This is a genomic window from Actinomyces sp. HMT 175, from assembly GCF_016694895.1.
Lineage (GTDB): Bacteria > Actinomycetota > Actinomycetes > Actinomycetales > Actinomycetaceae > Actinomyces > Actinomyces oris.
In genome coordinates this window covers 304,425-318,139 of sequence record NZ_CP068012.1, presented here as the reverse complement: position 1 = coordinate 318,139, position 13,715 = coordinate 304,425, and the positions used below count along the sequence as shown (strand labels likewise).

At 69.7% G+C, this 13,715-nt stretch carries 8 protein-coding genes; 2 read left to right on the top strand and 6 right to left on the bottom strand.

From position 1 onward, the window contains the following. Nucleotides 1–65: 65 nt before the first annotated feature. The 3 genes from topA to JJJ14_RS01320 form a co-directional block, all read right to left on the bottom strand. Nucleotides 66–2,987: a type I DNA topoisomerase gene (topA, locus tag JJJ14_RS01330; RefSeq protein ID WP_201444480.1), complete on the bottom strand. Its 2,922-nt coding sequence runs from the start codon at nucleotides 2,985–2,987 to the stop codon at nucleotides 66–68. Nucleotides 2,988–3,209: 222 nt separating this feature from the next. Continuing rightward, nucleotides 3,210–4,544 (bottom strand): diguanylate cyclase, encoded by a 1,335-nt coding sequence (locus JJJ14_RS01325; protein ID WP_101558943.1) that lies wholly within the window; start codon nucleotides 4,542–4,544, stop codon nucleotides 3,210–3,212. A gap of 169 nt (nucleotides 4,545–4,713) precedes the next feature. Continuing rightward, nucleotides 4,714–6,066, bottom strand: coding sequence for a PAS domain S-box protein (locus JJJ14_RS01320; RefSeq protein WP_201444479.1), 1,353 nt, complete (start codon nucleotides 6,064–6,066; stop codon nucleotides 4,714–4,716). A gap of 302 nt (nucleotides 6,067–6,368) precedes the next feature. On the opposite strand from JJJ14_RS01320, the gene JJJ14_RS01315 reads away from it, so the two are divergent. Then, nucleotides 6,369–7,115, top strand: coding sequence for a response regulator transcription factor (locus tag JJJ14_RS01315; RefSeq protein WP_009406511.1), 747 nt, complete (start codon nucleotides 6,369–6,371; stop codon nucleotides 7,113–7,115). A 10-nt stretch (nucleotides 7,116–7,125) separates the two neighbouring features. Next, nucleotides 7,126–8,808, top strand: a complete 1,683-nt coding sequence (locus JJJ14_RS01310) for a sensor histidine kinase (RefSeq protein WP_201444478.1) — start codon at nucleotides 7,126–7,128, stop codon at nucleotides 8,806–8,808. Between the two features lie 596 nt (nucleotides 8,809–9,404). On the opposite strand, the gene JJJ14_RS01305 is transcribed toward JJJ14_RS01310, so the two are convergent. The 3 genes from JJJ14_RS01305 to JJJ14_RS01295 form a co-directional block, all read right to left on the bottom strand. Next, a complete protein-coding gene (locus JJJ14_RS01305; protein WP_201444477.1) occupies nucleotides 9,405–10,388 on the bottom strand; it encodes a phosphatase PAP2 family protein in 984 nt (327 codons plus the stop codon). A 68-nt stretch (nucleotides 10,389–10,456) separates the two neighbouring features. Next, entirely contained in the window at nucleotides 10,457–11,857 is a 1,401-nt protein-coding gene (locus JJJ14_RS01300) for a class C sortase (protein ID WP_201444476.1), read from the bottom strand. Nucleotides 11,858–12,063: 206 nt separating this feature from the next. Beyond that, a complete protein-coding gene (locus JJJ14_RS01295; protein WP_201444475.1) occupies nucleotides 12,064–13,665 on the bottom strand; it encodes a SpaH/EbpB family LPXTG-anchored major pilin in 1,602 nt (533 codons plus the stop codon). Between the last annotated feature and the right edge of the window lie 50 nt (nucleotides 13,666–13,715).

Here is a 13,715-nt window from a genome sequence, read left to right as displayed (position 1 = left end):
AGGCCCGCACCAACGCTGCACGTCCGCGCCAAGGCCGCAGGCCCGCACCGCCACCGCGGAGCCCCTCAGCCCTCCTTCGAGGCGGCTGCCTTGCTCGTCGCCGTCTTGGTGGCGGCCTTCTTGGTAGTAGCCGCCTTCTTCGTGGTGGTCTTCTTCGTCGTGGCCTTCTTGGCAGTGGTCTTGCGGGTGGTGCGCTTCTTGGCCGGGCCCTTGGCGCGCTTGTCCGCCAGCAGTTCGAAGGCGCGCTCGGCACTGATGGTGGCCGGGTCCTCGCTGCGGGGCACGGTGACGTTGGTATGCCCGTCAGTGATGTAGGGGCCGAAGCGACCGTCCTTGATGACCACCGGCTTCTCAGTGGCCGGGTCCTGCCCCAGCTCGCGCAGCGGTCCGCGGGCGGCCGCCTGTCCTCGACGCCGCTTGGGCTGGGCGAAGATCTCCAGGGCCTGCTCCAGGGTGACGGTGAAGATCTGCTCCTCGGTCTCCAGGGAGCGCGAGTCCGTACCCTTCTTGAGGTAGGGGCCGTAGCGGCCGTTCTGGGCGGTGATGTCCTCCCCCGACTCCGGGTCCTGGCCGACGACGCGCGGCAGGCTCAGCAGGTCCAGGGCCTGCTCCAGGGTCACGGTGGACAGGTCCATGGAACGCAGGAGGCTGGCGGTGCGGGGCTTGGGCTTGGCCGCCTTGGTGGTCTTCTTCGTCTTCGTCGATTTTGCCGTCTTCGCAGTCTTCGCCGTCTCCGCCTCGGCCGTCTCCTCCGGCTCGGGCAGGACCTCGGTGACGTAGGGGCCGTAGCGGCCGTCCTTGGCGATGATGACGTGCCCGCTGACCGGGTCGACGCCGAGCTCGCGGCCGTCGTCGGCGGCGCGGGTGAAGAGCTCGCGGGCCTTGTCCACGGTCAGCTCGTCGGGGGCGAGGTCGGCCGGGACGTTGGCGCGCTTGCCCTCGGCGTCCTCCAGGTAGGGGCCGTAGCGACCCACCCGCAGGGTGATGCCCTCGCCGATCTCGATGGAGTTGACGGCGCGGGCGTCGATCTCGCCGAGGTTGTCCACCAGCCCCTTGAGTCCCTGGGCGCGCAGCGCGGCGGCCGCGGCCTCGAGCTCGCCCGAGGCCGCCTGGGCGGCCTGCTCGGCGCCGGCGCCGCCCTGACCGTTGTAGAAGCGCCGCAGCCAGGCGACCCGGTCCTCCTCACCGGCGGCGATCCGGTCCAGGTCGCGCTCCATGGAGGCGGTGAAGTCGTAGTCGACGAGCTCGGCGAAGTTCTCCTCCAGCAGCCGGGTGACGGCGAAGGCGAGCCAGGTGGGCACCAGGGCCTGGCCCCGGTGGTCGACGTAGCCGCGGTCGGAGATGGTGGACATCGTGGCCGCGTACGTCGAGGGGCGGCCGATCTCGCGCTCCTCAAGGGCCTTAACCAGGGAGGCCTCGGTGTAGCGCGGCGGCGGCGTGGTCTCGTGGCCGGAGGCCTCGGCGTCCAGGGCGGCCAGCTCCTGGCCGGCGATCATCGCGGGCAGGCGCACGTCCTTGGAGTCCTTGGCGGCGGCGCCGGCGTCGTCCTGGTAGCGCTCGGCGTCGCGCCCCTCCTCGTAGGCGGCCAGGAAGCCGCGGAAGGTGATGACGGTGCCCGACGCCGTCAGGCCGGCCGTGGAGAAGGTGGGGCCGGAGTCGCGCGACTCGCCGGCCACCGGCGTCAGCGGCACCTCGACGGTCACCGTGGCGGTCGAGCCGACGGCGTCGGCCATCTGGGAGGCCACGGTCCGCTTCCAGATGAGCTCGTAGAGGCGGAACTGGGCTCCGGTGAGCTCACCGGAGACCTGGGCCGGGGTGCGGAAGTGGTCGCCGGCGGGGCGGATCGCCTCGTGGGCCTCCTGGGCGCCCTTGGACTTGGAGGCGTAGACGCGGGGGCGCTCGGGGACGTACTCGGCCCCGTAGAGCTCGGCCACCTGCGAGCGGGCCGCGGCCACGGCCTGACCGGACAGGACCGTGGAGTCGGTGCGCATGTAGGTGATGAAGCCGTTCTCGTAGAGGCCCTGCGCCACGCGCATGGTCTCGCGCGGGTTCATGCGCAGCTTGCGGGAGGCCTCCTGCTGGAGGGTGGAGGTGGTGAAGGGGGCGGCCGGGCGGCGCTTGTAGGGCTTGTCCTCCACGCCGACCACCCGGGGCTCTCCCCGCCCGATGGCCTCGGCCACGGCGGTGGCCCCCACCTGGTGGAGGTGGACGGCGGAGGCCTTGAGCGCGGCGGGGCGCAGCTGGCCGTCGTCGTTGAAGTCGCGGCCGGTGGCCACGCGCCGCCCGTCGAGGGTGACGAGCCGGGCGGTGAAGGAGGCCTCCTGGCGGGCGGTGACGTCCACGGCGGACAGGACGGTGGAGAAGGTGGCCTCCACCCCCCAGTAGGAGGCGGAGCGGAAGGCCATGCGCTCACGCTCGCGCTCGACGACGAGGCGGGTGGCCACTGACTGCACGCGCCCGGCGGACAGGCCGGCACGGACCTTGCGCCACAGGACCGGGCTGACCTCGTAGCCCACGAGGCGGTCCAGGATGCGGCGGGTCTCCTGGGCGTCGACGAGGTGGATGTCGAGCTCGCGGGTGTTGTCCAGGGCCCGGGTGACGGCCTCGCGGGTGATCTCGGTGAAGACCATGCGGCGCACCGGCACCTTGGGCTTGAGGACCTGCTGGAGGTGCCAGGCGATGGCCTCGCCCTCGCGGTCGTCGTCGGTGGCCAGGTAGAGCTCGTCGGCCTCCTTGAGGGCCTTCTTGAGCTGGGCGACCGTCTTCTTCTTGTCGGGGTTGACGACGTAGTAGGGGGTGAAGTCGTCCTCGACGTCGACCGCGAACTTCCCGTAGGGGCCCTTCTTCATGGTGGCGGGCAGCTCGGAGGGCTGCGGCAGGTCGCGGATGTGCCCCACGGAGGCCTCGACGTCGAACTCCGGACCCAGGTAGCCGGCGATGGAGCGCACCTTGTTGGGGGACTCCACGATGACGAGCTTGGTGGACACGTAAAGCCTTCCTCACGGGTGGTGCGCGGCTGGCCGCGGCTGGTGGGTCTGCGGGCGGTTGTCGCCGGGCCCTGAAGATCACCGCGGGATCGTGAGGATCCGGGCGATCCGGGCCCCGACGAAGGGGGACGGTGGGGAGTCGGCGCGTGCCGGCTCCCAGCCGACTGTAACGCACCACCCACCTTTTCCAACCAGGCAGTGTCCGGAAGAACGACTTTCGTCTCAGATGAGCTCGGCCAGGGCGCTGCGCACGGCCGCCAGGCGCTGAGCGGCGATGCGCTCGTCGTAGGGCAGGTGCAGTCCGCGGCACTCGGCGGCCAGCTCGGCCAGGGAGCGGACCTCGGGGAAGCCGCGGGAGGTGAGCTGGGCGACCTCGTCGATGATCGGTGAGCCCGAGGAGCCGGCCCCGCCGCCACGCAGGTCCACCCACTGCCCCAGGCGCCGGGCCGCACGGTCCAGGCTGGAGGTCACGGTGCGCAGGGCATCGTTGAGCTGGGCGACCTGGGTGCTCACGGCCTGCAGCACGGGCCCCAGGCCGCGGAAGCCGGACTCCAGCGCCTCGCACAGGTCCGTCAGGGAGTGCACGGCGTCCACCTCAGTGCCATCGAGGATGGACTGGGCGAAGCGCCCCACCATGAGGGTGAGCAGGCGCATGAGGGCCACGGAGAAGCGCAGCTCGGTGACCGACTGGTGCAGGACCTTGAGCCGCGAGGGCAGTGCGTTCAGCTCGGCACCCGCGACGCCGGTGAGCTCGGCGATGCGCTCGCTGAGCATGAGCACCTTGGTCTGGGCGCTGTCGCCGACGTCGTGGGAGACCAGCTGGCCGATGCGCCCCACCCGCGCCTCCACCGCCCGGGCCGAGTCGTGGGTGGCCTCCATGGTGGTGATGAGCCGCAGGTACTCATCGAGCTCGTAGACCAGGGCATCGGTGTCCTTCTCCATGGCGGCCACCGCGTTGAGGATCCGGGCCACGGCGCCCAGGCCCTCGGGGGCGGCCGACGGGACGCGCACCCCGGCGGTGACCAGGGCGGCCACCTCACGCGGCAGGGTCGCCAAGGTCATGTCGTGCAGGGAGGGGAAGCCCAGGGCCGCCAGCTCCGCGGCCAGCTCACGGCCGCCGAACTCGCCGAGCTGGTGGCGTGAGGCGCCCCGGGCCTGAAGGTCGCGTTCCTTGGCGCGCACCCGGCGGTAGGCCTCCTCGACCCGGTCCCTGGTCGCCCCATCCATCGGCTTGATCCGCACCGACAGGTAGCCCTGACGCAGCGGCACGATAGTGGCGAAGACCCGATAGTCCAGGCCGTCCACGGCACGGTTGGTGATGTAGCCGCAGGCCGGGCGCCGGGTCTGCAGATCGTCCCAGATGAGGCGGAACAGACCCGCCGGCATGTCCAGGTGACGAATGATGTTGTGCGGAGCCCCGATGAGACGCTCACGCGAGTAACGCGACAGCGTATCGAACGTCCGGTTCGTGTTCTGGATGACGCCTTTGAGATCCGTGGTGGAAAAGAAGATGTCCTGCGGATCGAACAAACGCTCGTAACCGACCTGCGACTCCATGGTGCTTTCCTTCAGGGTGAATAATTCGCGGGAGCACCTCGCCAGAGGACTATTCCTTCAGCTCCTCACACAGTGCCGGGAAGAAGGTAACGAAACGTACGTGCCCGCGGAAGACAATTTATGACATTGTCACCAATAAGGTGGGACCTATCTTGTAGATTATCGACAATTACTCCCCCAGGTGGCTCAGAGTCTCACGAACCGTCGCCACCCGCTGACGGATGACGGGTTCGTCCAAGGTCACAACGACGCCACGGGCCTTGGCGGCCAGCTCGGCCAACGAGGCCGTCTCCGGGAAGCCCTGCTCACCCACGGCGACCGCCTCACTCAGGGCCGCCTCGGCGTCGACACCCTCGACGAGCGCCTGGGCCCCCTCGTCCTGAAGAGCGCGGATCCAGCGCTGGAAGGGCCGCTTGACGCGGTCGAGGTTACTGACCACGGAGCGAAGATCGCCCTCCAGGCGCTCGGCCAGATTCGCCGCCTCCTGGCAGGAGGGCACGAGCTCCTCCAGGTCGGAGAGCATCGCCTCGGCGAGGTCGCCGATGGCGTCGGCGGACTCCCCCTCCTGGCCGTCCAGGACGGCGGCGGCGAAGATGCCGGCCATGAGGGTGTGCAGACGCATCATCGAGCTGCGGAAGCGCACCTCGGAGGCCGCCTCGTAGAGCGCCACGAGGGAGGAGTTGAGCTGGCGCAGTACCTCAACGGCCTGAGCCCCACGCTCCTTGACTCGCTCGGAGACGGTGGGCACGGAGGACTCGGCGTCGGGACTGGTCACCTCCCCCATGAGGGAGCCCACGCGGTCGGCCCGGTCAATGACCGAGCGCACCCCTCCGGCCCAGGAGCCCAGGCCGTTGATGAGCTCCTGGTACTCGCCGAGCTGGTAGATGAGTTCGTCGGTGTCCCGCTCGATGGCGGCGACGGCCTGCAGGACGGCGGACATGGGGTTGTCCGACTCGGCGCGCGGCGGCACCCGCACGCCCTCGACGACCAGCAGGGCCAGCTCGCGCGGCAGGGCGGCCCGGGCGAAGTTGTGCAGGTCGTGGTACTGAAGCTTCGCCAGCTCCTCGGTCAGCAGCGCCGCCCCGTGCTCGGCGACCTCCCGGCGCCCGTGGCCCTCCTCGGCGTAGGCACGCTCGGCGGCCCGCACGCGGGCGTAGATCTCCTTGACGGGCGTGAACATGGCGTGGTTGGTCGGGCGCACGCGCACGGACAGGTAGCCGTCGGCCAGCGGAGCGATCGTGGCGAAGACCCAGTAGTCCCGTCCGTCCTGGGCCCGGTTGAGCACGTAGACGCAGGAGGAGCGTCCCTGCTCGAGCTCGTCCCACATGAGCTTGAAGGCACCGGCGGGCATGTCATCGTGCCGGATGATGTTGTGCGGAGAGCCGACGAGCTCCTCGGGGCTGTAACGGGACAGCGAATCAAAGACCCGGTTGGTCCTGCGAATGACACCCTTGGTATCCGTCGTTGAGAAGAACAGGTCCTCGGCACCGAAGCGGCGCTCGTTGCCATCGACGTATTCCATGTCTCTCCTGCTGTTGCTGTCTGAGGGATGTATGAGGGAAATGAGGTCGACGCCGGTTCACCGACGGCGACACACTTGATGAGGGACGGCAGAGATACACTTGGCCGCTCTCTCGGGGGCTACGCTATGAAGTAACGTTCCGGTGCACGCGAATGTGGAGATCAACAACCAAGACGCATACCCGCTTAAGCATGTCACAGCGTTCGAGCCGCCGCGTCTCCGTTCGGTCTCAGATCGGTAACACAGTCGAGACACAGGTTGCGCTGTGGTCGAGCACAGCGCCTTCCTGTTGAATAGATGACGTGACTAACGCCCCCACCGAGAACCTCACCCGTGCCGACGGCTCCCCCTTGCGCGTCCTGGTCGTCGACGACGAGCAGATGCTCGCCGACCTGCTCGCCTCCGCCCTGCGTTACGAGGGATGGGAGGTCACCACTGCCGGGACCGGGATCGCAGCCGTGCGCTCCGCCCAGGAGATCGACCCCGACGTCATCGTCCTGGACATCATGCTGCCCGATTTCGACGGCCTGGAGGTCATGCGCCGGGTGCGCGGCCACCGCCCGAACGTGCCGGTCCTGTTCCTGACGGCCAAGGACGCCGTCGAGGACCGCGTGGCCGGGCTGACCGCAGGCGGCGACGACTACGTCACCAAGCCCTTCTCCCTGGAGGAGGTCGTGGCCCGACTGCGCGCCCTGCTGCGCCGCTCCGGGGCCAGCGAGGAGAAACCGGCCTCCATCCTGGAGGTCGGGGACCTGCGCATGGACGAGGACTCCCACGAGGTCTGGCGGGGCGAGGACGAGATCCAGCTGACCGCCACCGAGTTCGAGCTGCTGCGCTACCTCATGCGCAACCCCCGCCGGGTCCTGTCCAAGCCGCAGATCCTGGACCGGGTGTGGAACTACGACTTCGGCGGGCAGGCCAATATCGTCGAGCTCTACATCTCCTACCTGCGCCGCAAAATCGACAAGGGCCGCGAGCCCATGATCCACACGATGCGCGGCGTCGGATACGTCCTCAAGCCGGCCGCCGGCACCGATGAGCGCGGCTGAGCGCCCGCAGATGTCCCAGCAGCCGGCACCGACCGGGCGGCGGATGAGCCTGCGCTCATGGCGGCCCGGCTCACTGCTCACGCCTCCCCGCAGTCTGCGCACCCGGCTGGTGGTCGGGGTGCTCGGGCTGGTCCTGGTCATGGCGGCGGTCATGAGCGCCTTCTCCACCGTCAGCCTGCGCCACACGCTCATGGCACGCACGGACAGCCAGCTGATGGCGGCCGCCCAGCGCGCCGCCGACAAGCGCCACGACCTGACCCAGGAGGCCAAGAAGGCCTCCGATGAGGCGGCCCAGGAGGGCACGAAGAACCAGGGAGACCAGCCCGACGCGGCCGGCGGAGGCCCCGATAAGCCCGGGGTCCCTCCCGGCCTGGATGCCGCCGGACAGTCGACCGGCACGCTGACGCTCATTACTCCGCAGACGTCATCCTCTGACGGTGAGACCAGTGAGACCGCCGCCTACATCGACAAGAACGGCCACTACGCGTCCATCTCCAAGGAGGACTGCCGGCTGCTGCTGTCCCAGGCCACGGAGGAGCACCCCGTCACCGTGGACCTGCACCACTTGGGCAGCTACCGGGTGGTGGCCACCCGCGATGAGGCCTCGGGCAGTACGGTCATCACCGGGCTCTCCCTGGAGGGGGACAAGGGGCTCATCCGCACCCAGCTGCTCATCGAGCTGGCGGTGGCCCTGGTGGGCGCCCTCGTGGTGGCCCTGGCTGGGCGGACCATGGTGCGTTCCGCGCTGGCGCCCCTGGAGCGGGTGGCCCGCACCGCGCAGCGCGTGGCCTCCCAGCCGCTGGAGCGCGGCGAGGTGAGCATCGAGGACCGCGTGGAGAAGGCGGACCTGGACTCCTCGGCCGAGGTCGGGCAGGTCGGCGGCGCTCTCAACACGCTGCTGGGGCACGTGGAGTCCGCTCTGGGCGCGCGCCAGCGCTCAGAGACGCAGGTGCGCCAGTTCGTGGCCGACGCCTCCCACGAGCTGCGCACGCCGCTGGCCTCGATCCGCGGCTACACCGAGCTCATCCGCCGCGAGGGCGCTGACGCCGACCTGCCGGAGGAGGCCACCTATGCCTTGGAGCGCGTGCACTCCGAGTCGGTGCGGATGACGGCGCTCGTCGAGGACCTGCTGCTGCTGGCCCGCCTGGACGCCGGGCGCGAGCTGCGCCGCGAGGAGGTGGACCTGGTCGGCCTCCTGGTGGACACGGTGGCCGACGCCCGCGCGGCCGGCCCCGACCACGACTGGCAGCTGGACCTGGCCGTCCTGGAGCCTCCGGCCGACGCCACGCCGCAGGAGGCCGAGGACTTCCTGCCCGAGCCTCCGCTGGTCATCGGTGACGAGGCCCGTCTGCGTCAGGTCGTCGTCAACCTCCTGGCCAACGCCCGGGTGCACACGCCGGCCGGTAGCCACGTGACCACGACGCTGGCCCGCGAGGGGGACACGCTCATCGTACGCATCCACGACGACGGCCCGGGGATCGCCCCCGACGTGCGCGACCGCCTCTTCGAGCGCTTCGCCCGGGGGGACTCCTCACGTGAGCGGCGCACCGGCTCCACGGGCCTGGGCATGTCGATCGCTCTGGCCATCGTCCAGTCCCACGGCGGGAGCATCGACGTCGACTCCTCCACCGCGCCCGAGGACCACGGGACCACCTTCAGCGTCAGGCTCCCGGCCGCCGCCGTCGAGGAGTAAGGCCGCGCATCAGTCGCGGTGGCGGGGCACTCTTCGCAGAGGGGTGTGCGTGCCATGCTGTCTCCTTACTTCTGAGACATCCGCTCGGGCGGGAACCTTGGGCAGGCCGGTGGCCCTGGGGCCGAGGACGGGACGAAGGGAAGAGGTCTGGTGGGGCGTCGGTGTCCACAGCGCTGACATTGACCCCGAATCGGGACTGCATGCCGGTGAAGAACCGCAGAATTCCAACGATCTCCGTTGGGCGCTTCGGCGGCAGGCTCGGTCATGTCAGCGCTGTGGACACCGGGCCGCGCAGGAGTCAGCCCGGGGTTCTTACGGCATAACCCGGCGTCTCCGCACAGGTCCGCCCCACCGCTCCCTGCCCGCCGGCGCTGGGGCCTGGAGGCTATGACTCGACGCCGGCTCCGCTTTGAGTCTCGCCTCGAGTCGGCCTACTCCACGAGGGTCGGGATCCACTGGCCAAGGGTTGTGCGTACTGCACGAAGGCCCTACCCACCCGGAGTGCACCCAACCCTCCTCCAGTAACACCCCACCCTCGTGGAGTGAGCGGCGATCCCCCCTCAGTGGGGCTCGTACCCGACGGCGCCGGGTAGGCGTCAGTCGCGGTGGCGGGCCTCGTGCTTGCGGCGGGTGCGCCCCCAGTCGGTCAGCGAGACGAGCGCGGACAGGGCCAGGCAGGTGACGCCGACGACGGCCACCGACCCGGTGGCGTAGGCGCCGAAGAGCTGCCAGCGCGTCTCCGGGCCATCCAGGTGCCACCACACCCAGGCGCCCAGGCTGAGCGCCCCCAGGGTGCACACGATGCCGGCGGCCGCCATGAGAATGTTGCCGAGGAGCTGGTGCCATAAGCGCGGCCCGGCGGCCGCCACCGGGATCGTCCCCACGGTGGTCAGCCCGGGCACCTCACCAGAGCTCTCCTCCCCGGTCCCCTCGCGCAGGGACCAGGGGGCGCGCCAGGCCCCGCCGGCCACGGCGAGAGCGCCCCAGGCCACGGGCACGAAGATCCCGGCCAGGACGTCGGAGGGGCGGTGCCACTGGCACACCAGGGTGGAGTAGCCCATGGCGATGGTGAACAGTCCCCCGGCCCAGGCCGACAGCGGCCGCCAGCGCCGCCCGGACAGCAGGATGAGGGCGACCGCGGCCGAGGCCGCCATGGTGGTGTGCCCCGAGGGCAGGGTGTTGGCGTTGTCCCAGCGCTCGGTGATGTTGAAGTCGGGCCGCCACAGGAACTGGTACTTGAGGATCTGGGTGGTCAGGTTGGCCCCGACCACAGCAACGACGGCCCACACCGCGCGCCGGTGGCTGCGCCGCAGCAGACCGATGACGAGGATCGTCACCACCAGGACGACCGCGGCCGGCATGGACACCACCGACAGGAGCCTGCGGGCGTGGGCGCTCACGTAGTGCGAGCCGATCTCCGAGCCCTCCAGGGCCATGGCGTCGAGGGCCTGGCCGGTGTGGGTGAACACGAACAGCCCCCACAGGCCGAGCGTCGCCGCCAGGCAGGACAGGACCAGCAGGCCCCCGCGCAGGCGCAGCTGCCCCAGGGAGCGGGAGGACTGCGACTGAAAGGAGGCCACCGGCCGATCGTAGGTTCTCGAACGCACCAACCAATAGGAAGTCAGCAGCGATTCCTGTGCGGGACTGCTCACGACTCACGTGCCTTCAGGTCGCTGAAGGGGTCCTCCCCCTGGCCGCCTGCCGCCGGGGTGATCGGCCCGTAGGGGGAGGCCGTCCTGGGGGCCGGCTGCTCGATGGGAGCGGCCTCCGGATCCTGGGAGACGTCACTTCCGGCACTCTGCCCCGCGGCACCTGATGGGCTGATGACCTCGAGCTCGCTGGTGTCATCGGTGAACTGCGCATCGGCCACGGCTGCCCCGGCGGCCCCGGCGGAGCCGACGACGTCCTGCAGGGGGCGTCCGGGCCAGCGCTCGCGCGCGCCGTCGTCGGGTGAGTCATCACCGCGGCCCTCGCTGAGGGCATCACTGCTGACGTTACCGCGGCCTGCCTCGCGGGCGGCTGAGCCCTTGACGGCTCGCCCAGCGGCACCCCGGGAGCGGCGACGACGCGTCCACCACAGGCGCACGAGGATTCCGACGACGACGGCCAGGATGATGACGACGGCCACGATGATGGCCTTCATCCAGGTCTGCATGGGGGCGGGCAGGGCCTTGGCCTCCTCGGCCGCGGCGGCCGTGGGGTCCATGGGGACGCGCTCGCCGGTGACCAGGAGGCGGTGGGAGTTGACGCCGTAGGGCGTGCAGGTGATGAGGGTGACCAGGTCGCGTCCGGGGACCTTGCGCAGGGAGTCGGTCTCCTCGGGCTTGACGACGGTGATGTCGTTGACCTCGTACTTGAGGGTCTGCCCCAAGGAGGAGACGTAGAAGACGTCGCCCTTCTTGAGCTGGTTGAGGTTGTCGAACATGGTCGCGGTGGACAGCCCGGTGTGACCGGTGAGGACCGAGTGGGTGGAGGGGCCGCCGATCGGCAGGCTCGTGCCGAACAGGTGCCCGACTCCCTCCGTCAGGGTGCGGCTGTCGGTGCCGTGGTAGATGGGCAGGCTCACGTGGATGGAGGGGATGACGATCCGGGCCATGACCGGGTCGATGTCCATTTCGTGGAGGTAGGCCTGGTACTGGGGGGTGTCGGGGCGCTGCGACTCGAGCCAGGGGTCGAGGATCGGCGCGCTCTCCAGGTTGTTGTTGTAGGTCTCGGCGGAGGCGCGCTCCTTGGCGATGGTCTCCGGGCCGGCCGAGTTCACCGTGGCGGTGTACATCTTGGCCAGGCGCTGCTGCTCGTCATTGTTGTGCTGGGTCGCCATGACCGGGTACAGGAGGACGGCGACGCCGACCAGGACCAGGACCAGCGGCAGCCAGGTCAGGAAGCGCTCACGCAGGACCTTGCGGCGGGCCGCCTTCTTCGGGTCGGTCTCCGGCGAGGCGGGGCCGTCGGGGCCGGGCTGCGGGGTCGCGTCGTCGGGCTCCCCCTGGGCCTGGCTCATGCGGGACTGGGAGATGCGGTCACGAAGTGATGGGAGTAGCGCTGTCACGGAGAACCGTGCCTTCCTGCGTCGGGTTGTCTGCGGAGCTCGCTGCGAGAGATGGGTGGGGATCGGTTGTGGCTTTAACGATTGGCAGGGAGGATCCCTGCGACGCCCGTGTGGGGGAGACGGGTTCTCCCGCCTCCCCCACACGGAAGCAGTCAGCGTGATGACGGCCGGCTGGGGCCGGTCACCTCAGTGGCTGCCAGAGGCTGTCAGTGCTTGGCAACGTGACGGCGCTTGTTGGCGTAGGCGACCACCGCGCCACCGGCCACCAGCAGGGCGCCGGCGACGGTCAGGAAGATGACGCCGTTGGCACCGGTCAGCGGCAGGCGGAAGCCGGCGTTCTTCGGGATGTCGGTCACGGTCAGGTTGGTCGGGGCCTTCGCCTCGGCGTCAGCGGCCAGGACCCGGAAGGGGATCGGGTCGGCCTGGAGGGTGTAGCCCTCAGGCGCCTTGGTCTCCACGAGGCAGTAGTGGTCCTCGTCGGTCAGCTGGTCCTTCTTGGCACCGTTGACGTAGTCGTTGGCGCGCAGGTAGTTGATCTCCACGGTGCCCTGGCCGGCGGTGGTGAAGGTCTTCTCCCCACCGATGGTCAGCGGGTCGACGGTCGGGGTGCTGGGGTCGGAGTCACGCAGCGTGGCACCGCTGGCGGTCTTGGTGCACTCGTAGACCTGGAACTGGGCGCCGTTGTACTTGGTCTTGTCGGCCAACTGGTCCGTACCGGTCTTGGTGACGACCACCTTGCCGTACTTGGAGAGCACGGGGGTGGTGGGGATGCCGGGGATGTCCGTGGTGGTACCGGGGTTGTTCGGGTCCCAGGTGAAGTTGGGGCTGTCGTTGGGGATGAGGCCCGCGGTGTTGGACAGGTCGCCCTCCAGGTTGACGGCGGCGTCGAACTTGGCGGTCAGGGTCACCTCGATCTTGGTGTCACCGTTGCCGTTGTAGCGCGCCTCGGAGGCCTTGCGGCGGCCCTCCTCGGTGAGCTGGATGGTGGCCCAGTTGTGGTCCTTGCCCTCGGCGGTGATGAGGTTGTAGTCGGTGCCGTTCGCCAGGGTCGTCTCGTTCTGACCGACGATCTTGACGACCGGGGTCAGGGCGTCCTTGTTGATGCGCTTGTCGAGGCGGTCAACGACCTCGTAGCGCTTGATGCGTGCACCGCCGGGGTAGTCCACCTTCGGGATGGAGGTGGTGATGGTGTAGGTGATGTCGCGCCCGGAGCCGGGGGCCGGCTTGTCCGTCACCTGCTTGTCCACACCGGAGAGGGTGTTCTTGGGGTAGACGTGGACGTTGTAGTTCCACTTGGCGGTGTCCTGCGGGTTGGTCATCGGCAGGGTGACGACGAAGTCCTCGGCCGGGATGACCTTGTCCGGGGTGCGCGTCTCGCTGACGAGGTAGGCACCGACCTCGGTCTGGGCGTCGGTGAAGGAGGCCAGGCCGTTGGCACCGGTGGTGATCTTCTGGACGGTGGTGCTCTTGAGGGCACCGGCCTTGACCACGTCACCCTTGAGGTCCGCGAGGGTCTTCCAGCCGTCGTAGGTCGTCAGGTCCACGTTCAGCTTGGTGATGGTGAACTCGACGTCGGAGACGGGCTTGCACTCGGCCTGGGGGTCCTCGTTACCGGTCCCCTCCTTGACGCCGTTGGTGTCGGTCTGCTCGCACTTGTGGACGGTCAGCGTGGTGGCTGCGTCGGGGTCGATGGTGGAGCCGTTCGGGTCAGCGGGTGCCGCCGCGCCGGTCGGGGCGACGAGCGCGCCGGCGGCGAGCGTCATCGCAGCGGCGAGGCCGAGGCCCCGGCGCGTGTTGAGGGAGTGCATTGCTGTTCTCTCCTGTGTTGTTGGGATGAATGAGGGATAGAAGGGGTGAC